Origin of the sequence: Pelomonas candidula (genome assembly GCF_043555985.1) — a bacterium.
GTDB lineage: Bacteria > Pseudomonadota > Gammaproteobacteria > Burkholderiales > Burkholderiaceae_C > Pelomonas > Pelomonas candidula.
Map to the genome: position 1 here is coordinate 225,993 of NZ_JBIGIC010000002.1, position 21,108 is coordinate 247,100.

18 protein-coding genes are annotated in these 21,108 nt (G+C 68.6%); 9 read left to right on the forward strand and 9 right to left on the reverse strand.

The features are described 5' to 3' along the window. Positions 1-96 precede the first annotated feature (96 nt). Positions 97-765 carry a Crp/Fnr family transcriptional regulator gene (locus ACG04R_RS04570; protein ID WP_394406723.1) on the reverse strand — a complete coding sequence of 223 codons (669 nt, stop codon included), beginning with the start codon at positions 763-765 and terminating at the stop codon, positions 97-99. A 164-nt stretch (positions 766-929) separates the two neighbouring features. Between ACG04R_RS04570 and trxB the strand changes: the two genes are divergently transcribed. From trxB to rpmG, 3 genes are all read left to right on the forward strand, one after another. After that, positions 930-1,889 carry a thioredoxin-disulfide reductase gene (gene trxB, locus ACG04R_RS04575; RefSeq protein ID WP_394406725.1) on the forward strand — a complete coding sequence of 320 codons (960 nt, stop codon included), beginning with the start codon at positions 930-932 and terminating at the stop codon, positions 1,887-1,889. Positions 1,890-2,065: 176 nt separating this feature from the next. Beyond that, positions 2,066-2,299: a 50S ribosomal protein L28 gene (rpmB, locus tag ACG04R_RS04580; protein ID WP_025564080.1), complete on the forward strand. Its 234-nt coding sequence runs from the start codon at positions 2,066-2,068 to the stop codon at positions 2,297-2,299. A 37-nt stretch (positions 2,300-2,336) separates the two neighbouring features. Next, a complete protein-coding gene (gene rpmG, locus ACG04R_RS04585) occupies positions 2,337-2,507 on the forward strand; it encodes a 50S ribosomal protein L33 (protein WP_025564431.1) in 171 nt (56 codons plus the stop codon). Positions 2,508-2,595: 88 nt separating this feature from the next. Here rpmG and ACG04R_RS04590 read toward each other — a convergent pair whose 3' ends face one another. The 3 genes from ACG04R_RS04590 to ACG04R_RS04600 form a co-directional block, all read right to left on the reverse strand. Beyond that, positions 2,596-3,090 carry a DUF3016 domain-containing protein gene (locus tag ACG04R_RS04590; protein ID WP_394406728.1) on the reverse strand — a complete coding sequence of 165 codons (495 nt, stop codon included), beginning with the start codon at positions 3,088-3,090 and terminating at the stop codon, positions 2,596-2,598. 99 nt (positions 3,091-3,189) lie between these two features. Then, positions 3,190-4,401, reverse strand: coding sequence for a DesA family fatty acid desaturase (locus ACG04R_RS04595; RefSeq protein WP_394406730.1), 1,212 nt, complete (start codon positions 4,399-4,401; stop codon positions 3,190-3,192). 130 nt (positions 4,402-4,531) lie between these two features. Further along, positions 4,532-5,794 (reverse strand): RsmB/NOP family class I SAM-dependent RNA methyltransferase, encoded by a 1,263-nt coding sequence (locus ACG04R_RS04600; RefSeq protein WP_394406732.1) that lies wholly within the window; start codon positions 5,792-5,794, stop codon positions 4,532-4,534. 61 nt (positions 5,795-5,855) lie between these two features. On the opposite strand from ACG04R_RS04600, the gene ACG04R_RS04605 reads away from it, so the two are divergent. After that, positions 5,856-6,488 carry a DUF1345 domain-containing protein gene (locus ACG04R_RS04605; protein WP_394406734.1) on the forward strand — a complete coding sequence of 211 codons (633 nt, stop codon included), beginning with the start codon at positions 5,856-5,858 and terminating at the stop codon, positions 6,486-6,488. A gap of 130 nt (positions 6,489-6,618) precedes the next feature. On the opposite strand, the gene purN is transcribed toward ACG04R_RS04605, so the two are convergent. Beyond that, entirely contained in the window at positions 6,619-7,251 is a 633-nt protein-coding gene (gene purN / locus ACG04R_RS04610) for a phosphoribosylglycinamide formyltransferase (RefSeq protein ID WP_394406736.1), read from the reverse strand. 71 nt (positions 7,252-7,322) lie between these two features. Here purN and trpS point away from each other — a divergent pair, with 71 nt between their 5' ends. From trpS to ACG04R_RS04625, 3 genes are read left to right on the forward strand one after another with little or no spacing between them, the layout of a single operon-like run. After that, positions 7,323-8,324, forward strand: a complete 1,002-nt coding sequence (gene trpS, locus ACG04R_RS04615) for a tryptophan--tRNA ligase (RefSeq protein ID WP_394406739.1) — start codon at positions 7,323-7,325, stop codon at positions 8,322-8,324. Continuing rightward, a complete protein-coding gene (locus ACG04R_RS04620; RefSeq protein ID WP_394406741.1) occupies positions 8,321-8,728 on the forward strand; it encodes a DUF3717 domain-containing protein in 408 nt (135 codons plus the stop codon). The genes trpS and ACG04R_RS04620 overlap by 4 nt, the downstream gene beginning before the upstream one ends. Then, complete coding sequence (locus ACG04R_RS04625) at positions 8,725-10,071, forward strand: MATE family efflux transporter (protein WP_394406743.1); 1,347 nt, start codon at positions 8,725-8,727, stop codon at positions 10,069-10,071. Before ACG04R_RS04620 ends, ACG04R_RS04625 begins: the two co-directional genes overlap by 4 nt. A 163-nt stretch (positions 10,072-10,234) precedes the next feature. Here ACG04R_RS04625 and ACG04R_RS04630 read toward each other — a convergent pair whose 3' ends face one another. The 4 genes from ACG04R_RS04630 to ettA form a co-directional block, all read right to left on the reverse strand. Next, a complete protein-coding gene (locus ACG04R_RS04630) occupies positions 10,235-11,665 on the reverse strand; it encodes a sensor histidine kinase (RefSeq protein WP_394406746.1) in 1,431 nt (476 codons plus the stop codon). Positions 11,666-11,827: 162 nt separating this feature from the next. Further along, positions 11,828-12,544: a response regulator gene (locus tag ACG04R_RS04635; protein ID WP_394406748.1), complete on the reverse strand. Its 717-nt coding sequence runs from the start codon at positions 12,542-12,544 to the stop codon at positions 11,828-11,830. 91 nt (positions 12,545-12,635) lie between these two features. Beyond that, a complete protein-coding gene (locus tag ACG04R_RS04640; RefSeq protein WP_394406750.1) occupies positions 12,636-13,118 on the reverse strand; it encodes a Spy/CpxP family protein refolding chaperone in 483 nt (160 codons plus the stop codon). A 145-nt stretch (positions 13,119-13,263) separates the two neighbouring features. After that, on the reverse strand, positions 13,264-14,928 hold the full coding sequence (ettA, locus tag ACG04R_RS04645; RefSeq protein ID WP_394406753.1) for an energy-dependent translational throttle protein EttA: 1,665 nt from the start codon (positions 14,926-14,928) through the stop codon (positions 13,264-13,266). Positions 14,929-15,293: 365 nt separating this feature from the next. Between ettA and ACG04R_RS04650 the strand changes: the two genes are divergently transcribed. Then, complete coding sequence (locus ACG04R_RS04650; protein ID WP_394406755.1) at positions 15,294-16,796, forward strand: DEAD/DEAH box helicase; 1,503 nt, start codon at positions 15,294-15,296, stop codon at positions 16,794-16,796. Between the two features lie 76 nt (positions 16,797-16,872). Beyond that, a complete protein-coding gene (locus ACG04R_RS04655) occupies positions 16,873-21,099 on the forward strand; it encodes a DEAD/DEAH box helicase (RefSeq protein ID WP_394406757.1) in 4,227 nt (1,408 codons plus the stop codon). Positions 21,100-21,108: the final 9 nt, after the last annotated feature.

The window sequence follows — 21,108 nt, forward strand, 5'->3', positions numbered from 1 at the left end:
AAGCGCAGTCGTAGTGTTGACTACGGCGAGCATTTGCAACGACGGGTAGGACGTTTGCGGCGACAAGACGGGCATGTCGGGCACCCTGGCACCCTCTTAGTCGTGGGTCAGCCGTTCCTTGATGACCACCGAACCGTTCTCAAGCGTTTCAATGACGCCGCGCTCTTCCAGGTCCTTCATGACGCGGCTGACCATCTCGCGCGACGCGCCGACGACCTTGGCCATGTCCTGGCGCGACACCTTGCCGCGGATGATCTTGATGCCCTTCTCGTCCTCGGCCATGTCCAGCAGCGTGCGCGCGACACGGCCATAGACGTCCAGCAGCGCCAGCGACTCGATCTGGCGGTCGGCGTTGCGCAGGCGCGCGACGAGGCCTCGCAGGATGCCGTAGGACAGGCTGCTGCTCTCGGGCAGGCAGCGCGCGAACTCCAGCCGCCCCAGCACGAGCATGTCGGTCTGCACCTCGGCGCGCACGGTGGCCGAGTGCGGCTCGTTGTCGATGAGGCTCATCTCACCAACGTAGTCGCCGGACTGCAGCACAGCCAGGATGACCTCGCGACCGCGTTGGTCGGCAGTCAGCACGCGCGCACGGCCGTTGAGCAGGATGAACAGGGCGTTGGACTTCGTACCTTGCTCGACGATCAGCTCGCCACGCTTGAAACGGCGCTTGACGACACTGTCGGCGATGGACTGCGCCTGATCGGTCGTCAGCATCGAGAACAGCGGAACCCGGCGGATCAGGTCAAGGTTGGAAATCATCGCCATATGCACTCTCCAGGTTTGGGGCCCCAGGCCGGCGCCACAAAAGACGCCTGCCTAAAATGGCGTGCATTGTGCACACGCGGCACGCTTCGCCGCTCCGGGTTACGCCGGGGTTCGCCCCCTAAAACGCCCTTGCGAGACGCTCTGGCGCCCTCACCTCCCCTCACATGACCGCCAACATCCAACATCACGGCCTGCTCATCCTCGGTTCGGGCCCAGCCGGCTACACGGCTGCCATCTACGCTGCGCGCGCCAATCTCAAGCCCACGCTGCTGACCGGCATGGCTCAGGGAGGGCAACTCATGACGACGACCGAGGTCGACAACTGGCCAGCCGACGTGATGGGCGTGCAGGGCCCCGAGCTGATGCAGCGCTTCCAGGAGCACGCCGAGCGTTTCCACACGCAGATCGTCTTCGACCACATCAACAAGGTCGACTTCTCCAAGCGCCCGTTCACGCTGTTTGGCGACAGCGGCACCTACACCTGCGACGCGCTGATCATCGCCACCGGCGCCTCGGCCAAGTACCTGGGCCTGGAGTCCGAGACCTCCTTCATGGGCCGCGGCGTCAGCGCCTGCGCGACCTGCGACGGCTTCTTCTACCGCGGCCAGGAAGTCTGCGTCGTCGGCGGCGGCAACACCGCCGTCGAGGAAGCGCTCTATCTGTCGAACATCGCCAACGTCGTCCACCTCATCCACCGCCGCGACAAGTTCCGCGCCGAGCCCATCCTCGTCGACAAGCTGATGGAGAAGGCCGCTGCCGGCAAGATCGTGCTGCATCTGCACCAGCAACTCGACGAGGTGCTGGGCGATGCCTCCGGCGTGACCGGCGTGCGGACGCTGAACGTGAACGACGGCAGCAAGGTCGACATCCCCGTGCACGGCTGCTTCATCGCCATCGGCCACCAGCCCAATACGGAGATCTTCCAGGGCCAGTTGGAGATGAAGGACGGCTACATCGTCACGCGCAGTGGCCTGAACGGCTTCGCGACGATGACCAGCGTGCCGGGCGTCTTCGCCGCCGGCGACGTACAGGACCACATCTACCGCCAGGCCATCACCAGCGCCGGCACCGGCTGCATGGCCGCGCTGGACGCACAGCGCTTCCTGGAGCAGGAACAGGGCTGAGCCAGCCAACCCGCCAAGCCCCTTGGGGGCTCGCGGGTTTTCCGCTATACTCGCGGGCTTGCCTGCCGGATGGACCGCATCCAGAGCTTTCAGCCGAGGATTTAGCAGGCATTTGCGGTCAAAGGGTTGCCCAAGCAGCTTGGGCAACTGGTCAAACGTCAGAGTGGAGAAGCGTCATGGCACGCGTCTGTCAAGTCACGGGCAAGAAGCCCATGGTCGGGAACAATGTTTCCCACGCCAACAACAAAACCAAGCGCCGGTTCCTGCCGAACCTGCAATACCGCCGTTTCTGGGTGGAATCCGAGAACCGCTGGGTGCGCCTGCGCATCACCAACGCCGCTCTGCGTCTGATCGACAAGGTCGGCATCGACCAGGTCGTCGCCGACCTGCGTGCCAAGGGCGAGCTGTAAAGCACGCCGCTCACTGACCTACTGAAGGAACACGACCATGGCATCCAAAGGCGGCCGCGAAAAGATCAAGCTGGAGTCCACCGCGGGCACCGGCCACTTCTACACGACGAACAAGAACAAGAAGACCACGCCCGAAAAGCTCGAATTCATGAAGTTCGACCCCAAGGCGCGCAAGCACGTCCTGTACAAGGAAATCAAGCTGAAGTGATGGCAGGCGGCGCGAGCCACCTCCGGCACCAGCCAAAAAAAACCCGCCTAGCGGCAACGCTGGCGGGCTTTTTCTTTCTGGAGCCGCCTCAAGGTGTCGCCGCCGCAGAAGCCGTCGTCGTACGGAATTGATCCTGGAACCAGCGGTCGATCATGCGCTTCTCATAGCGCAAGGAGTCGTCGCTGAAGTAGTTGTTGAAACCTTGCTGGTAGTTCATGTCGCGCATCGTGGCCTTACCCTGCTGCACGACCTTGTCGCCCTCGCGCACCTCGTAGTCCAGCGTGATGGACGGCAGCGTGACGGTGCGCATGACCCGCACCCACACAGCGCTATGGCCGAAAGGCTCGACGCGACCAGCCAGATCCACGTCCGTCACGTTGATGCGCACATCGCGACCAGGCAGGTACTTCTGCGCCTGCTCGACCAGATGCGCCTTGATGTCGTCCAGCACCTTGTCGTCGTTGAAGCCCTGGTTGTCCTTGATGTCGACGAACGTCTCGGGCTTCACGAAGTTCACCTGCACGTCGGCCCGAGCAACCGCGCTCAGCGCGAACAGGGCCGTTGCGATCCAGCGGTATTTCATGGCATGGCTCCTGAATGGAAGGCTGCGTATACCAAGTCTAGGTCAGCATAAGAAAAAGGGCGTCCCGTAGGGACGCCCTTTTACGCAAGCGAAACGCGCTCAAGCATGCGCGGATCGCAGGCGCATCGAGAAGGCCTGAAGCTCGGCGATGCCGCTTTCCTCGGCACGACGGCACCAGGCCTGCAGGTCAGCCACCAGTTGCTCGGCCGACACATTCGTGCGGGTCCACATCTGGCGCAGTTCCTCGCGCATCGTCACCAGCTTGTCGATGACCGGGCTGGCGGCGCGGGCGTGGGCCAGGTCGCCGTGAACGCCCGCAGGGATGCGTTCCTCGTCGCGGTGCAGCCAGCGGGTCGCCTGCTTGAACTGGGCGAAGCGCTCGGTGTGCTTGCCGCCTTCGGCTTTGATCTTGTCCAGCTCGGCCGCACAGGCCGCCTTCAGGTCACGGGCGTAGCTGGCCATGACTTCGTAACGGTTGGCGATCAGTGCCTCCAGCGTGCGGGCGTCCGCAGGCTTGATCTCACCCAGGCTCAGCTTGGGCGCCGTCTTGCGGACATTGGCCCAGCCCAGCATCTCCAGGCCGCGGATGTACATCCAGCCGATGTCGAATTCGTAGGGCTTGACCGAGAACTTGGCCGACGTCGGGTAGGTGTGGTGGTTGTTGTGCAGCTCTTCGCCGCCGATGATCAACGTCCAGGGCGTCAGGTTGGTCGACGCATCGGGCGCCTCGAAGTTGCGATAGCCCCAGTAGTGACCGATGCCGTTGACGACGCCAGCAGCCCAGATCGGAATCCAAGCCATCTGGATGGCCCAGATCGTCGCCCCGATGGCGCCGAAAAGTGCCACGTTGATGATCAGCATCAGAGACACGCCCAGCGCGCTGTGCTTGAGGTAGACGTTGTTCTCGATCCAGTCGTCCGGCGTGCCGCGGCTGTACTTGGCGATGGTCTCGGCGTTCTTGGCCTCGGCGCGATAGAGCTCGGCACCTTCGGCCAGCACCTTCTTCAGGCCACGCGTCTGCGGGCTGTGCGGGTCTTCCTCGGTCTCGCACTTGGCGTGATGCTTGCGGTGGATGGCCACCCACTCCTTGGTGACCATGCCGGTCGTCATCCACAGCCAGAAGCGGAAGAAGTGCGACGGGATGGGGCCAAGGTCCAGTGCACGGTGAGCCTGGGCGCGATGCAGGAAGATGGTGACCGATGCAATCGTGATGTGGGTCACGACCAGCGTGTAGATCACGAGTTGCCAAGCACTGAAGTTGGCCAAGCCGTTGGCCAGCCAGTTCAACAGCGCGTTCAGAATTTCGTTCATGCGTCCAAGACCTCACCCGCGACGGGTATGCAAAGGAATGTCAATTGTAGAGGAGAGCCCCCAAAAACAAGGGGGCGAGAGCACCGCATTCAAGCGTGGGCGTGCGTTGCGACGCGTTCTTTGACGTAGGTCAAGCCGCCCGTTCCCAGACGACGGCGAAAAAGCCATCGGTGGCGTTCCGGTGCGGCCACATCCGAAGTGCGCCGTTTTCCACCAGTTCGCCGGTCCGCTCGACCTGGACCTTGGCCAGCGCCTCAGCGGCGTCCAGCGGCTTGAAGTCTGGATGGGCTGCAGCGAACTCGGCCGCGATGACCTCGTTCTCGGCATCCAGCAGGCTGCACGTCGCGTAGACGAGGCGGCCTCCCGGCTTCACGAGGCGGGCGGCGCTGGCCAGGATGGCACGCTGCTTGGCCTGCAGCTCCGCTACGGCCTGTGGTGACTGGCGCCATTTCAGGTCCGGGTTGCGGCGCAAGGTGCCCAGGCCAGAACACGGCGCGTCGACCAGCACGCGGTCGATCTTTCCGGCCAGACGCTTGATGCGGTCATCGCGCTCGTGGGCGATCTGGGCGGGGTAGACGTTGGACAGGCCGCTGCGAGCCAGTCGCGGCTTGAGCGCGTCCAGCCGGTGGCCAGACACGTCGAAGGCGTACAGCCGGCCGGTGTTGCGCATCGCCGCCCCCAGTGCCAGCGTTTTGCCGCCAGCGCCGGCACAGAAGTCCACGACCATCTCGCCGCGCTTGGGCGCCAGCAACAAGGCCAGCAACTGGCTGCCTTCGTCCTGCACCTCGACGCCGCCGCTGGTGAACAGCTCCAGCTTGTTCAGCACCGGCTTGCCTTCGATGCGCAGGCCGAGCGGCGAGTACGGCGTGGGTGTCGCGTCGATGCCCAAGGTCTTGAGCTGCGCCTGGGCCTCCTCACGCTTGAGCTTGAGCGTATTGACGCGCAGGTCCAGCGGCGCGGCCTCGTTCAGCGACGTGGCAAGTTTCCAGAACTCGTCCTCGCCGAGGCGGTCACGCAGCGGCTCGGCCAGCCAGTCGGGCATGTTGTGGCGCAGCTTTGGAGCCAGGCTCTCCGGCGAGATCGCCTGGACCTGGGCCAGCCACTGCTGCTCGGCCGGGCTCAGCGCGCCGCGCAGGAAGCTGTCGCTGCCACGCCAGGCCAACATGGCCAGGCGGCGGTTCAGCGGCCCGCTGCCGCTCTGGGCCAGGTTCTGGAACTTCAGCCGCTCGCGCAACAACGCGTAGACGGTTTCGGCCAGGCTGGCGCGCTCGCGCTGGCCGAGGTTCTTGTGTTGACGGAAAAAGGCCGAAACAGTGGCGTCGGCCGGCGCGTCGAGCTTGTTGACGGCGGCGATCAGCTCGGCGCACAGCTCCAGCAGGGCATTAGGATGCATCGCGCCATTATCCCAAGCCCTTGCCGGGCTGCCCTGCCGCCGGATGAATCTCTGGACCCAATTGCGTCTCCGCCCCCGGCTGCTGTCGGCCATCGCTGTCGGCGGCGCACTCGCCGCCTTGTGGCCCGCCGACCTGTCCCTGACGACACGGCTGCTGCTGGGCTGGGACTTCACGTTGTGGATCTACCTGCCGCTGGTGCTGTGGATGATGCTGGGGCACGGCGGTTCGGTCGATGTGCAGCGGCGCGCCAGCCGGCTCGCCGACGGACTGCCGGTAATGCTGATGCTGGCCATCGGCGGCGCCGTAGCCAGCTTCGGCGCCATCGCTCTGGAGCTGAACACGGCGCGCGCCGCCCACTCAGCCCCGGCACCCACCTTGATCTTCGCGGTGGCCACGGTCTGCAGTTCCTGGCTGCTGCTGCCGGTGGAGTTCGGCATTGCCTACGCCGCGCTGTACCACGGGGGCGGCAAGGCGGCCCACGGGCTGGAGTTCCCAGGTGACGATGGCGCACCGGACTACGGCGACTTCCTGTACTTCTCGATTACCGTGGCCGCCACGTCGCAGACGTCGGACGTCGGCGTCAGCTCAAAGGCAATGCGCCGGCTGGTGCTGGTTCAGGCCCTGCTGGCCTTCGCCTTCAACACGGGGGTACTGGCGCTGACGATCAACATCCTGGCCAGCTTGATCAGCTGAAAATGACTTAAGCCGCTCGCCCAGTCTTGCCTCGCTGAACGCGGGCAAGCCTAGCGGTCCCCAGAGGGGTCAGCTCGGGACCGGCCCAGCGCTTGGCCGGCAAGTTCGATGCACCGCGAGCGCGCGATGTCTAGCCAAGCAGAAGATGTTGCGCCGCGCCATCGCGGTGGCGCACCTTCTCACCATCCCACACCAGCGCATCCTCGACGAACCAGCGCACCGACTGCGGATAGATACGGTGCTCGGCCGTCAGCACACGGGCCGACAGCGTCTTCGCATCGTCGCCAGCCAGCACCGGCACGGCCGCCTGCATGACGATGGCGCCGTGGTCCAGCTCGGCGGTGACGAAATGCACCGTCACGCCGGCGATCTTGCAGCCCATCTCGATCGCGCGCTCGTGCGTATGCAGGCCCGTGAAGGCCGGCAGCAGCGACGGGTGAATGTTGAGCATGCGCCGCGCGTAGCGGGCCGTGAAGCCCGGCGTCAGGATACGCATGAAGCCGGCCAGCACGACCAGGTCGGGCGAGAAGCCGTCGATGACGCGGGCCAGCTCGGCGTCGAAGTCCTCACGGCTGGCAAAGGCCTTGTGATCGACGACGGCAGTGGCGATGCCATGCTGGGCAGCGAACTGCAGACCACCCGCGTCGGGCCGGTTGCTGATGACTGCGGCCACCTCGGCCGGCCAGCCCTCCGCCTTGCAGGCCTTCACGATGGCCTCCATGTTGGAGCCCCGCCCCGAAATCAGAATTACCACTCTCTTCATGGGGCGTCAGTGTAGGCGGCCCACCCATGTCGACCGGCAGGACAAGGGCGTTGAACGACAATCCGCGCCCCATGACGACACCCGTCCTCACCCGCCCGCGCATCCTGTCGGGCATGCGCCCGACCGGCGCACTCCACCTCGGCCACTACCATGGCGCACTCAAGAACTGGGTGCGGCTGCAGGACAGCCATGAGGGCTTCTTCTTCGTCGCCGACTGGCATGCGCTGACCACGCAGCGCCCCAGCGGTGACACGCTGGCCCGCCACAGCTACGACATGGTCACCGACTGGCTGGCCGCCGGCGTCGACCCCGAGCGCTGCACGCTGTTCCTGCAGAGCCGCATGCCCGAGCACGCCGAGCTGTTCACGCTGCTGGCGATGTGCACGCCGTCGTCATGGCTGGCCCGCATGCCCAGCTACAAGGACCAGATCGCTGAAGACCCCGAACTGGCCACCTACGGTTTCCTCGGCTACCCGCTGCTGCAGGCGGCCGACATCCTGCTCTACAAGCCGGCCGGCGTGCCGGTGGGCGAGGACCAGGCCGCCCACGTCGAGGTGACGCGCGAAGTCGCGCGGCGCTTCAACCGGCTCTACGCGGCCGACGCGCCGGTCTTCGCCGAACCCCAGGCGCTGCTGACCGAGACCGCCCGCGTGCCCGGGCTGGACGGCCAGAAGATGAGCAAGAGCCTCGGCAACGCCATCGCGATGCGCGACGAGCCCGAGGCCACGGCGGCCAAGATCCGCACCATGCCGACCGACCCGCGGCGCGTGCGCCGCACCGACGCCGGCGACCCGGCACGCTGCCCCGTCTGGCCGCTGCACCAGATCTATACCGACGAGAGCACGCGCACCGCCTGCGAGACAGGCTGCCGCACCGCCAGCATCGGCTGCCTGGACTGCAAGCAGCCACTCATCGAGGCGATCCAGAAGGAACAGGCCCCCTGGCGCGAACGCGCCGCGGCGCTGGACCCGCAGCAGGTCAAGTGGACGCTGGAGCTCGGTACCGAGCGCGCCCGCGCCGTCGCGCGCAAGACGCTGCGCGAGGTGCGTGCGGCGATGGGACTGGCTGCGTGAATTCGACGATCCATGTCACCGATCTCGAAGCCGCCATCAACTGGTGGCGCGAGCGTTCGCCGTCGCCCGACGGCGTCAGCGCCGCGCCCGAGGTACGCGCGCTGGCCGAGGCGTATGCACTGCTCGCCTGGAGCCGCGCGACCGAGCTGGACCCTGACTCTCTGAGTGACGCGGCCCTGGACGCCTGGTTCGCCTGGTACGCGACGACGCCCGACTCGCCCTGCATTGCCATCTGCTCCACGGCCCAGGGCGACGGCATCTGCAAAGGCTGCGGCCGCACGTTCGATGAGGTGCAGCACTGGCCCGCGCTCGACCCGTTCGAGAAGCGCGTCGTCTGGCATCGCATCACGTCCGACGGCACGGCCTGGCGCTTCAACCGCTACGCCGAACGCGCGCAGAGATGACGACCAGGATTCGCTTCGTCGACAGCGTCCGCCGCCTCGTGCCGCTGGCCTGGCCGGTGCTCGTCGGGCAGATCGCCGTGATGATGTTCAGCACGGTCGACACGCTGATGATGGGACGCGTCGGCCCCCAGGACCTGGCGGCGTTCGCCGTCGGCTCGGCGGCCTACGTGAGCATCTTCGTCGGGCTGATGGGCATCGTGCTCGCCATCGGCCCCATCGCCGGGCGGCACTTCGGCGCCGATGACCGGCCCGGCGCCGGCCGCAGCTTTGTGCAGGCGCAGTGGATGGCCCTGCTGCTGTGCGTACCGGGCTGCCTGGCGCTGTGGTTCCCCACGCCCTTCATCTGGCTGGCGCAGCTGGACGCGGCGCAGGCAGCCAAGGTGCAGGCCTACACGCGCCCCGAGGCCTTCGCGCTGCCGGCCGCCCTGCTGTTCACGGCCTTCCGCGGCTTCTCGACGGCGGTGAGTCGCCCCAAGGCCGTCATGGCCATGCAGCTGACCGGCCTCGCTGCCAAGGTGCCGCTGAACGCGATGCTCGTCTTCGGCTGGGGGCCCATCCCGGCGATGGGTGTGGGCGGCTGCGGCTGGGCCACGGCCATCGCCATGACGGCGCAGGCCCTCGTCGCGCTGGCGCTGCTGCGCCGCGACCCGTTCTACCGGTCCTTCGCCGTGCCGCACCTGTGGCGCACGCGCCCCGACAGCACCGAGCTGTGGGCGCTGGTGCGGCTGGGGCTGCCGATGGGCGGCTCCATCCTCGTCGAGGTGACGGGCTTCACCTTCATGGCCTTCTTCATCGCGCGCGTCGGCGCGACGCCGGTGGCGGGCCACCAGATCGCCGTCAACCTCGTGGCCATGATGTTCATGATCGCGCTCGCGCTGGCCATGTCGGCACTCACGCTGGTGGCCCAGCACCTGGGCGCCGGCGAGAAGCGCGAGGCGCGCACGGTGGGCCGGCATGCGATGGTGCTGGGCGTGCTGGTGGCGGCCACGGTGGGCGCCGTCGTGGCGCTGGCGCGGGAACCCATCGTGTCGCTGTACACGTCCAACCCCGAGACCGCCGCCGCGGCGCTGCCGCTGCTGGTGTGGGTGTGGTTCTTCCACCTCGGCGACGCGCTGCAGACGGTGGCGGCCCATGTGCTGCGCGCGTACCACGTGGCCACGCTGCCGATGGTCATCTACATCATCGCGCTGTGGGGCCTGGGCATCGGCGGCGGCTACTTCCTGGCGTTCGGTGCCCACGCCAAGGGTGCAGTGGGTTTCTGGCAGGCCGCAACGGCTGGCCTGCTGGCAGCCGGGCTGCTGCTGAGCCTGCTGCTCAAGCGTGTCTTCGACGAAAACCGCTAGATCACGCAACCCCGCGTCCCGCCGCACGCCGCTGAACGCGATGCGTCTGGCCGGTCCCCAGCGGGGACGCCGTCGCTGGCGGCCTTGAGCCGCAAGCGACGTCAGGCGGGCCGGCTCGGGAGCGGCCCAGCGCTCGGCCCGAAATACCTGCGTCGCATCGCGATCAGCGCTTGGCTGCAGGCAGGAAGATCACGAAACGGCTGCCGCCGCCATCGCGCGGCAGGCAGCGCACGTTGCCGCCGTGGCGCTCGGCGATCTGCTTGACGAGGCTGAGCCCCAGGCCCACGCCACCCGCCATCTCGGCATGGCCGGGCAGACGGTAGAACGGCTCGAAGATGCGCTCGCGCAGCTCCGCCGGCACGCCGGGGCCGCGGTCGGCCACGGCGAGCTCGTAGCCGCCGGCCACCGGGCGCAGCGAGAGTTCGACGTCCGGCCCGCCGTAGCGGCACGCGTTGTCCAGCAGGTTGCGCAGCGCACGGCGCAGCAGCCGCTCCTGGCCGTCGACACGGGCGGTATCGGTCTCGGGCTCGAAGCTCGCCTCGGCACGGGCCGCCTCCTCGGCGCCCAGAGCCAGCAGTTCGACGGCGAACGTGTCACCCATCGAACTGCCCGCCTCGAGGCGGCTGGCCAGCAGCACCTCCTCGACGAGGGCGTCGAGCTCGGCGATGTTGACGTCGATTTCGCGCGCGAGGCGCTCGCGCTGAGCCGGCGCGGCGTCGTCCAGCATCGCGAAGGCCATCTTCAGACGCGCCAGCGGCGAGCGCAGCTCGTGGCTGGCATTGGCCAGCAGCGTCTGGTGCGAGCGCAGCAGCGTCTCGATGCGCTCGGCCGCCTGGTTGAAGCTGTGGGCCACGGCTGCCACCTCATCGCGGCCGCTGTCGTCCACACGGTGGTGCAGTTGCCCGGCACCGAACTGCTCGACGCCCCGCTTGAGCGACTCCAAGCGGCGCGTGAGCCGACGCACGACCGGATAGGCGCCCACGGCGACGCCAATGAACAGCAGGACCAGAACGATGGCCAGCGTCGACACGGCCGGCGCCCCCGGCGACACCGGGCGGTGCAGCCAGGGGCTTGTCCAGGGGCCGTCGTCCTGGCGCTGCGGGCGCGCGCCAGGGCCAGGCCCAGGGCCGCTGTCGGGTACGGCGCCATGGCCGAAACCGCCGCGGCCCTCGGGACCGGAGGCACCCGGACCGCCGGCCTGCGTGTTCGGCGGGCGGACGGTACGCACCGTCTCCAGGCTGCGTCCATCGCCGAGGGCGGCGCTGACGACGATGGCCCCCGGGTCGTCCACACGGCGCTGGAACATCGGCGTGGTCGCGATGACCTTGCCGTCCGCGTCCTCCAGGGCCACCGGCATGCGCAGCCGCCCCCCCCACTCGGCAAACGAAGCCGCCTGCGCCTCACGAGGGGCGGTGGCTGGCGGCAGCGCGAGCCTGAGCAGCGCCGCCATCGCGTTCAGCCGCTCGCCCGCCGACTGTTCGGCGCTGCCGCGCTCCTGCTCGATGTGACGCTGGAACAGCCAGGCGGACCCAAAGGCAAACGCCAGCAGCAGCGCCACCAGCGTCAGATAGATGCGGACGTAAAGAGATTTCAATTCAGCGGGGCATGGTTTGCGGGCCGAGCGCCGGGCCGCTCCCTAGCCGGCCCGCGTTGGCGATGTGCTTGCCGGTCGATCCGGCAAGCATCGCCGTCCCCTCGGGGGACCGACTGGGCTCGCCCGCGTTCAGCGCGGTGAGACTGGGCGAGGGGTACCACGTCATGCAGCGTCGGCGTCGGCGTCCTGCTTGCGGGCAAAGACATAGCCTGCACCGCGCACTGTCAACACGCGGCGCGGGTTCTTGGGATCGTCCTCGATGACGGCACGGATGCGCGAGATGTGCACGTCGATGGAACGGTCGAAGGCCTCCAGCGGGTGGCCCTTGAGTGCATCCATGATCTGGTCGCGGCTCAGCACGCGGCCGGGGCTCTGCGCCAGCACGACGAGCAGGTCGAACTGATGGCTGGTCAGGTCGCAGATCTTGCCGTCCAGGCGCGCCACGCGGGCGGCAAGGTCGATCTCCAGACGCCCGAAGCGCAGCACCTCGTCGCCGTCGAGCTTGGGCTCCAGGCGGCGCAGCAGCGCCTTGATGCGCGCCTGCAGCTCGCGGGGCTCGAAGGGCTTGGCAAGGTAGTCGTCCGCACCCAGCTCCAGGCCCAGGATGCGGTCCATGGGCTCGCCACGGGCTGACAGCATCAGCACCGGCTGGTGGCGCCAGCGCGCGTCGCCGCGAAGCCATCGGCAGAAGTCCAGGCCGTCGCCATCGGGCAGCATCAGGTCCAGCACCAGCAGCTCGAAACGGCCGTGGGCCAGCGCGTCGCGGGCCTGGGCCAGGCTGCCGGCAGCGCTGACCTCGAAGCCGGCGGAGCGCAGGTAGTCGCCCACCATGCCGGTCAGGCGGGCGTCGTCATCAATCAACAGCAGTCGAGCACTCATCGGGGGAGCCAGCGAAGTAAACGGAGGCCGGCGCGCTTCGGCGCCGGTGGGTCGGGGCTCAAGCATCGCAGAACTCCTCGCCGAGGGGCAATCAGCCCGGACGGTGGGCTGCGGCGCGAGCCTGGCGCTTCTGCGCCACGTCGGCGATCTTCGCGCGTTGCTCGGGCGTCAGCACACGGGCCGCGTCGATCGTGGCCTGGCTGAGGCGCTTGGAGGCAACGTCCTGCTGGGCGCTGATCTGCGCGCGCACGGACTCGATGGCGGCAGCGTCGATGTTGGCGGCGGTGTACAGCGTGCCAAGTTGCTCGTGCAGCTTGCGGCCGGCTTCGTGCTGGCCCTTCAGGTCTTCATGGGCGGCCTTGAAGATGGCTTCGATCTGGCTGCGCTGCGAGTCAGTCGCGCCGACAAGGTCCAGCACATGCTCGATGTGGCCACCGAACAGGCCCATCGGCGGCGGGCCGCCCTGCGGGCCGCCGTGGTGACCGGGTTGAGCCTGGGCAGCCACGCCGCCGAGGGCCAGCGCCACGGCCACGGTGCCGACGCGCAGAAGGTTCTGGAACTGGAAGGCTTTCATCAAAGGTCTCCTGGTTGAAGAGTCAGTGAGGTCATCTTCCAGGGCACCTGTGTGGGATCTTTGGGGACGGCGTAAAGAACTGTGAAAGCAAACAGGGAACGTTTTGCTTTTGGTGGAACGCCGCCCACTCCGCCACGAAAACCCGTTACTTGATGGGCTTGAAACGCATGCGCTTCGGGCGCGCGCCTTCCTCGCCCAGACGCTTCTTCTTGTCGGCTTCGTACTCGTGGAAGTTGCCGTCGAAGAAGAACCACTGCGAGTCACCCTCGCAGGCCAGGATGTGCGTGCAGATGCGGTCCAGGAACCAGCGGTCATGGCTGATGACCATGGCCGAGCCGGCGAACTCCAGCAGCGCCTCTTCCAGCGCGCGCAGCGTTTCGACGTCGAGGTCGTTGGACGGTTCGTCGAGCATCAGCACGTTGCCGCCCTGCGCCAGCGTCTTGGCCAGATGCAGGCGACCACGCTCACCGCCAGACAGCGAGCCGACGAGCTTCTGCTGGTCGTTGCCCTTGAAGTTGAAGCGGCCCAGATAGGCGCGGCTGGGCATGACGAACTTGCCGACGACGATGTTGTCGAGGCCGCCCGAGACGTCTTCCCACACGGTTTTGCTGCCGTCGAGGCTGGCGCGGCTCTGGTCCACGAAGGCCAGCTTGGCGGTCTTGCCGATCTTGACCGTGCCCGAGTCCGGCTGCTCCACGCCCTGGATCATGCGGAACAGCGTCGACTTGCCGGCACCGTTGGGCCCGATGATGCCGACGATGGCGCCGGCAGGCACCTTGAACGACAGGTTGTCGATGAGCACGCGGTCGCCGAAGCTCTTGGACACGCCCTCGAACTCGATGACTTCATTGCCCAGGCGGTCCGCCACGGGGATGAAGATTTCGTTCGTCTCGTTGCGCTTCTGGTATTCGACGTCGCTCAGTTCTTCGAAGCGGGCCAGACGCGCCTTGCTCTTGGCCTGGCGGCCCTTGGCGTTGGAGCGCACCCACTTGAGTTCTTCCTTCATCGCCTTGGCGCGGGCGTCCTCGGACTTCTGCTCCTGCTCCAGGCGGCGTTCCTTCTGGTCCAGCCAGTCGGAGTAGTTGCCCTTCCAGGGGATGCCGTGGCCACGGTCGAGTTCGAGAATCCACTCGGCGGCGTTGTCGAGGAAGTAGCGATCGTGGGTGATGGCCACGACGGTGCCGGGGAAGCGCTGCAGGAACTGCTCCAGCCACTCGACACTTTCAGCGTCCAGGTGGTTGGTCGGTTCGTCGAGCAGCAGCATGTCGGGCTTGCTCAGCAGCAGACGGCACAGCGCGACACGACGCTTTTCGCCGCCGGACAGCACGCCGATGACGGCGTCCCACGGCGGCAGGTTCAGCGCGTCGGCAGCCAGTTCCAGCTGCAGGTCGGTGTTCTCGGAACCGGCGGCGGCGATGATGGCTTCCAGCTCGCCCTGCTCGGCGGCCAGCTTGTCGAAGTCGGCATCCGGCTCGGCGTAGGCCGCATAGACCTCGTCCAGGCGCTTCTTGGCCGCCAGCACGCCGCCGATGCCTTCCTCGACGGCCTCACGCACGGTCTGCTCGGCGTTCAGCTTGGGCTCCTGCTCCAGGTAGCCGATCTTGATGCCGGGCATCGGCACGGCTTCGCCCTCGATCTCCTTGTCGACGCCGGCCATGATCTTCAGCAGCGTGGACTTGCCGGAACCGTTCAGGCCCAGCACGCCGATCTTGGCGCCGGGGAAGAAGGACAGCGAGATGTCCTTGAGGATGTGGCGCTTGGGGGGAACCGTCTTGTTGACACGGTTCATGCTGAAAACGTATTGCGCCATGGCTAAAGGGCTCCGAGTGAATGAGATGAACGAGGACTGCCGAAGGCAGGCAATCGTTTGGCCGAAGGCAAAACGTACTGGGCCATGGGGCAAATCCTGTGAGGCTGAAATGGCGGCAGGCCCCGTGGAGGGCCTGCGATCGCGCTATTGTCGCCGCAATGGCGGACCGGGCATGACCTCGGTCACGGCCGCTTCATGGTGGGGCCGTTAGAATGGCCGCGAACGCCGCGCTCTCAGTCTTGCGCGGCGTTTCATTTTTCTGAGCCCCCGCACGCGGCCTGGCTTGCCCGAAGACTGGTGTCGCCGCCCGGCGGCACGGCGAGCCCCGGTGATTGTTGGCGTGCCCTCCCCTTTCCTAGGATTCGATGAGTTTCGACACCCTCGGCCTTGCGGCACCGCTGCTCAAGGCCATCGCCGACGCTGGCTACACCTCCCCCACCCCCATCCAGGCCCAGGCCATTCCCGCCGTTCTGAAGGGCGGTGACCTGATGGCCGGCGCCCAGACCGGCACCGGCAAGACCGCCGGCTTCACGCTGCCCATGCTGCACCGCCTGCAGGCCGGCCAGCGCACGCTGGACAAGCGCGGCCGCCCCGCCGTGCGCGCCCTGGTGCTGACGCCCACCCGCGAACTGGCTGCCCAGGTCGAGGAGAGCGTGCAGACCTACGGCAAGTACCTGCCCCAGCTCAAGAGCATGGTCATGTTCGGCGGCGTCGGCATGCAGCCGCAGATCAACAAGCTGCGTGACGGCGTCGACATCCTCGTCGCCACCCCCGGCCGACTGCTGGACCACGCCGGCCTGGGCAACCTCGACCTGAGCAAGGTCGAGATCCTGGTGCTGGACGAAGCCGACCGCATGCTGGACATGGGCTTCATCCACGACATCAAGAAGGTGCTGGCCCTGCTGCCGGCGCAGAAGCAGACGCTGCTGTTCAGCGCCACCTTCAGCGACGACATCAAGAACCTCGCCGACCGCCTGCTGAACCAGCCGGCCCTCATCGAGGTGGCCCGCCGCAACCAGACCAACGACCAGATCGCGCAGAAGGTCCACCCCGTGGGCCGCGAGCGCAAGAAGGAACTGCTGGTGCACCTCATCAAGAGCGGCGACTGGCACCAGGTGCTGGTGTTCACGCGCATGAAGCACGGCGCCAACCGCCTGACGGACTACCTGAACGACCAGGGCATCAGCGCCATGGCCATTCACGGCAACAAGAGCCAGGGCGCGCGCACCAAGGCGCTGGCCGACTTCAAGTCGGGCGACCTGACCTGCCTCGTCGCCACCGACATCGCGGCCCGCGGCATCGACATCGACCAGCTGCCCCACGTCGTCAACTTCGAGCTGCCCAACGTGCCGGAGGACTACGTCCACCGCATCGGCCGCACCGGCCGCGCCGGCGCCCAGGGCGAAGCCGTCAGCCTCGTCTGCGTGGACGAGAACGGCTTCCTGCGCGACATCGAGAAGCTCATCAAGCGCGAGATCCCGAAGGAGATCGTGCCCGGCTTCGCGCCCGACCCGAACGAGAAGGCCGAGCCCATCGTGCTGGGCCGCACCGTGCTGAACCCCAATGGCAGCCGGGGCCGCAACCCCAACCCGCCGCAGCACGCCGGCCGTGGCGGCCGCCCGGGTGGTGGCAATGGCGGCGGCCGCGGCGGCGACAACCGTGGCGGCTCGCGTGACGGTGGCCGCCCAGGTGGCGGCGGTGGCGGCAAGCCCCAGGCCCACGCCGGCCACGGTGGCGCCAAGCCCGCCGGTGCGCATACCGGCCATGGCGGCGCCCGCACGGCGCCCAAGCCGCAAGGCCAGCCCAGCCGTGACGGTGGCGCACCACGCCACACCAACGGCCCGCGCCTGACGCAACCCAAGCGCTGAGCACGCCGCTTCATCGACGCGACGGCCTGCCCTTCACGGGGCAGGCCGTTTTTTCTTGGCTGATCTAATCCCGCGCATGGCCCGCTCCCCGATCGACAACTCACTCAAGTTCCAGCTGCCCGACGGCAGCGTCGTCTCCGGCGAAGAGATGCTGCGTCGGGCACGCGATGGAGCCGCCGCACGAGCATCCGCCACCGAGCCGCCGCCCGAGGCCGACCTCCAGGCCCTGCTCGACGCCGTGCTGCTGCTGGGCGGCACCGCCAGCATCAACGCCGTGCTGCAGTGGCTGGCCATGACCGGGCGCCAGCGCGCCGACGGCAGCAGCTTCGACCACTATTCGGTGCGTGACGGCTTGCAGGCCCTCGCGGCGCAGCAACGCGCCGAGTACCTGCAAGGCAAGGGCACGCACGTCGTGCTGGCCGACCATGCCGAACGCCTGCAAACCTTGCTGCTGGCTCCCGAGGCCGAGCACTACTGGCGCCAGCGCCTGTGGCTGCTGGGACCGGGCCGCGGCGACTGGCGCGAGCCCGTCGGCTGGGTCAGCTTCCGCCACCTCGACGACATGCGCACGGTGCTGCGCCTGATGCTGTACACCGGCATGCCGGCCGCCCAGTTCCACGAACTGCTCGCCACGCGGCTGACCGAGCTGAGCGACCCGATGCTGGCGGCAGAGGCCCTGGTCACCCCTTGGTTGCCCGGCCTGCTGTCGCAGATCGACCCCGAGCTGCGCGACGTCACACTCGGCCTGCTGCTGGACACCCTGCCCGCCAGCCATCCGGTGCGCGCGGAGCTGCGCGCCTGGCTGCTGGCCCACACCGGCGAGCTCAGCATCTCCATGCGTGCCCGCCTGGCCGAGGCGGATCTGCATGCCCTGCAGCTGGACCGCGCGGCGCAACTGCAGCACGGCCTCGAAGGTCCCGGCATCACGCTGCTGGCCGCCACGCGCGCCCTCGTCGCCGGCCGCTGGGCCGAGGCAGCCACAGGCTTCGAGACCGCCATCAAGGCCATCCACACCGCCAGCCGCAGCCGCCGCAATGCGCTGCCGCTGGACACGGCACGGCTCTACCTGCTCGCGCTGCTGGCCCAGGACGACCCCAAGGCCTGGGCGCAGGCGCGCAAGTACGCCGTCGCCGAGTCCGGCAGCCGCAGCCCCACTGCCTACGAGGCCTGGGGGCTGTGGGCGCACGGCATCGGCGTCCGGCTCGGCGAGGACAGCTTCCTCGAAGCCGCCTTCGTACCCCACGCGCCGGGCGATGCCGCGCCCGCCGACCGGCTGCTGCTGTGCGCCTGGCTGGGCAAGCCCGCGCCCGGCTGGACGCCCGAGCTGGGTGCCGACCTGCTGGCCCACCTGAGGCCCGAGCAGGCCTTGCTGGCCGAATACGTCGATGCCGCACTGCACCGGCTGCAACTCGGTGGCGCCGAGCCTACGCACGCCACCAACATGCTCAGCCAGCCGCGCCCGGCGTGGCGCGACGCGCTGGCGGCCATCACCAGCATCAGCGACGACGGCAAGCCTGCCGGTGGCGCCGCCAAGGCCGAGCTGGCCTGGCAGCTCAAGCTCGACGCTGCCGGCCGCGTCCACACGCTCGAGCCGCTGGAGATGACCACGGGCGCACGCGGCGGCGTCAAGTTCAAGCCCGTCACGCTGGCCAAGCTGAAGAAACAGGGCGCCCAGCGCAGCCGCGACAACCTCGTGCTGCGCCACATCGAACGCGACGCCTGGGCCGGCGTGCACGACCTGCGGCTGGACGTGAGCCAGGCTCTGGTTGCGCTGATCGGTCACCCGCACCTGATGCTGGCCGACGCGCCGGGCCAGTGGGTGGAGCTGGCCGAGGGCCTGCCCGAGCTGGAGGTGCGGCGCGTCGAGAACGGCGGCACGACCGCGTTCAAGTTCCATCTGCACCCGCCGCTGATCGCCGCCGAGCCGCCGCACGCCGGCGCGCTGTTTGGCGCCCAGGCCGAAGCCGAGCGCGAGCGCCGCAACGCGCAACGCGTCGTGATCGAAGGCCCGGGCCGCGCGCGGCTGATCCGCATCACGCCGACGCAGCGCCGCGTCGCCGAGCTGGTGGCGCAGGGCTGGCAGGTGCCGGCCGACGCCACCGCCGAGCTGGGCAGTGCGTTGCAGGTGCTGACGGGCCACTTCCAGCTGCACTCCGACGCCGAGGCCGGCCAGCGCGTGGCCGGCGACAGCCGCCTGCACGCCCGCCTGACGCCGCAGGGCGACGGCCTGCAGCTGCTGCTGGTGGCCCAGCCCTTCGGCGACTTCGGCCCCGCCGTCACGCCGGGCCAGGGCCGTGAGCGGCTGATGTGCCTGCACGAGGGCGTGAGCCTCGCCACCGAACGCGACTTGACCCTTGAGGCCCGACACCGCGCCGACGTCATCGCCGCCCTGCCCTTCCTGGACCCCGAGCAGCCGCCCGACCAGCCCTGGCTGCTGGACAATGCCGAGGAGGCGCTGGCCGCCGTCGAGCGCCTGCCCGGCCTGCCCGGCATCGCCGCGCTCGCCTGGCCCAAGGGCAAGCCGGTGCGCGTGCTGCCGGTCGATGGCGCGGCCGTGCAGATCTCGGTCAGCAGCAGGCGCGACTGGCTGGCCGTCAACGGCGAGGCCCGCGTCGACGAAGGCCGCGTGCTGGGCCTGCAGGAGCTGCTGGCGTTGAGCCGCACCAGCCAGAGCCGCTTCGTGCGGCTGGCCGAGGGGCATTACCTGGCGCTGTCCGAACAACTGCGCCAGCAGCTGCGCGACCTGGACGCGCTGGGCCAGACGAAGAAGGGCGAATTGCAGCTGCCCCTGGCCAGCGCGGCCTGGCTGGAGCAAGGCCTGACCGGTGTGCAACTGGCGGGCGACACCGCCTGGCAGGACCGCGTGGCGAGGCTGATGGCCGCCGCCGCGCTGCAGCCCCAGCCGCCGAAGTCGCTGCGCGCCGAGCTGCGCGGCTACCAGGCCGAGGGCTTCGCGTGGATGAGTCGCCTCGCTGCCGCCGGCTTCGGCGCCTGCCTGGCCGACGACATGGGCCTGGGCAAGACGGTGCAGACGCTGGCGCTGCTCATCGAGCGCAACGCGCTCGGCCCGGCGCTGGTGCTGGCGCCGACCTCGGTCTGCGGTAACTGGGCGGCGGAGTGCGCCGCCTTCGCACCGGGGCTGAACGTGCAGGTCTACGCCGATGCCGCCGACCGCGCCGCGCTGCTGCAGGCCGCCGGTCCGGGCGACGTCGTCGTGGCCAGCTACGCGCTGGCGCAGATCGATGCCGACGGCTTCGCCGCGCGGCGATGGGCCAGCCTCGTGCTGGACGAAGCCCAGGCGCTGAAGAACGCAGCCACCAAACGGGCGAAATCGGTGGCCGAGTTCGACGCCGACTTCCGTCTGGCGCTGTCCGGCACGCCGGTGGAGAACCGGCTGGCGGACCTGTGGTCCATCATGAACCTCGTCAACCCGGGCCTGCTGGGCTCGCCGCAGCAGTTCACGGAGCGCTTTGCCAGCCCGATCGAGCGCCAGCAGGACGCACCCACCCGCGCACGGCTGCGCCGCCTCGTCGCACCCTTCCTGCTGCGCCGGACCAAGGCCCAGGTGCTGCAGGATCTGCCGGCCCGCACCGAGATCGTCCACCGCGTGGAGCCGACCGAGCAGGAGCGGCACTTCCTTGAAGCGCTGCGCCGCGATGCGCGTGCCAGCGTCGCTGCTGCCGCAGCCGACCCCGAGCGTGGCGCCCAGATGCAGGTGCTGGCCGAGCTGATGCGGCTGCGCCGCGCCGCCTGCGACCCGCGCCTGGTGTCGCCCGAGCTAGGCCTGGTGGGCAGCAAGATGGCCGAGTTCGAAGCCATCGTGCGCGAGCTGGTGGCGGGAGGCCACAAGGCGCTGGTGTTCAGCCAGTTCACCGACTACCTGGACCTGCTGGCCGAGCGCGTCATGCAGATGGGCCTGCCCTTCCAGCGGCTGGACGGCAGCACGCCGCAGGCCGAACGCACCAAGCGCGTCGCGGCTTTCCAGCGGGGCGAAGGCGAGGTCTTCCTGATCAGCCTGAAGGCCGGCGGCTTCGGCCTGAACCTGACCATGGCGGACTACGTGCTCATCGTCGACCCGTGGTGGAACCCCGCTGCCGAAGACCAGGCCAGCGGCCGCGCCCACCGCATGGGCCAGCAGCGGCCGGTGACCGTCTACCGCCTCGTGACGGCCGGCTCGGTGGAGGAGCGCATCATCGAGCTGCACCGCGACAAGCGCGGCCTGGCCGAGGGCATGCTGGAGGGCGACGGTCAGGTGGCGCCGCTGGACGCGGCAGCGCTGGCCGCGCTGCTGGAGGATGACTGAGACTGAATT

Excerpts from the sequence above, each read along its gene's own strand:
- ACG04R_RS04570 (WP_394406723.1), bottom strand. The coding sequence starts at position 765 with ATGGCGATGATTTCCAACCTTGACCTGATCCGCCGGGTTCCGCTGTTC.
- trxB (WP_394406725.1), top strand. The coding sequence starts at position 930 with ATGACCGCCAACATCCAACATCACGGCCTGCTCATCCTCGGTTCGGGC.
- rpmB (WP_025564080.1), top strand. The coding sequence starts at position 2,066 with ATGGCACGCGTCTGTCAAGTCACGGGCAAGAAGCCCATGGTCGGGAAC.
- rpmG (WP_025564431.1), top strand. The coding sequence starts at position 2,337 with ATGGCATCCAAAGGCGGCCGCGAAAAGATCAAGCTGGAGTCCACCGCG.
- ACG04R_RS04590 (WP_394406728.1), bottom strand. The coding sequence starts at position 3,090 with ATGAAATACCGCTGGATCGCAACGGCCCTGTTCGCGCTGAGCGCGGTT.
- ACG04R_RS04595 (WP_394406730.1), bottom strand. The coding sequence starts at position 4,401 with ATGAACGAAATTCTGAACGCGCTGTTGAACTGGCTGGCCAACGGCTTG.
- ACG04R_RS04600 (WP_394406732.1), bottom strand. The coding sequence starts at position 5,794 with ATGCATCCTAATGCCCTGCTGGAGCTGTGCGCCGAGCTGATCGCCGCC.
- purN (WP_394406736.1), bottom strand. The coding sequence starts at position 7,251 with ATGAAGAGAGTGGTAATTCTGATTTCGGGGCGGGGCTCCAACATGGAG.
- trpS (WP_394406739.1), top strand. The coding sequence starts at position 7,323 with ATGACGACACCCGTCCTCACCCGCCCGCGCATCCTGTCGGGCATGCGC.
- ACG04R_RS04625 (WP_394406743.1), top strand. The coding sequence starts at position 8,725 with ATGACGACCAGGATTCGCTTCGTCGACAGCGTCCGCCGCCTCGTGCCG.
- ACG04R_RS04635 (WP_394406748.1), bottom strand. The coding sequence starts at position 12,544 with ATGAGTGCTCGACTGCTGTTGATTGATGACGACGCCCGCCTGACCGGC.
- ACG04R_RS04640 (WP_394406750.1), bottom strand. The coding sequence starts at position 13,118 with ATGAAAGCCTTCCAGTTCCAGAACCTTCTGCGCGTCGGCACCGTGGCC.
- ettA (WP_394406753.1), bottom strand. The coding sequence starts at position 14,928 with ATGGCGCAATACGTTTTCAGCATGAACCGTGTCAACAAGACGGTTCCC.
- ACG04R_RS04650 (WP_394406755.1), top strand. The coding sequence starts at position 15,294 with ATGAGTTTCGACACCCTCGGCCTTGCGGCACCGCTGCTCAAGGCCATC.
- ACG04R_RS04655 (WP_394406757.1), top strand. The coding sequence starts at position 16,873 with ATGGCCCGCTCCCCGATCGACAACTCACTCAAGTTCCAGCTGCCCGAC.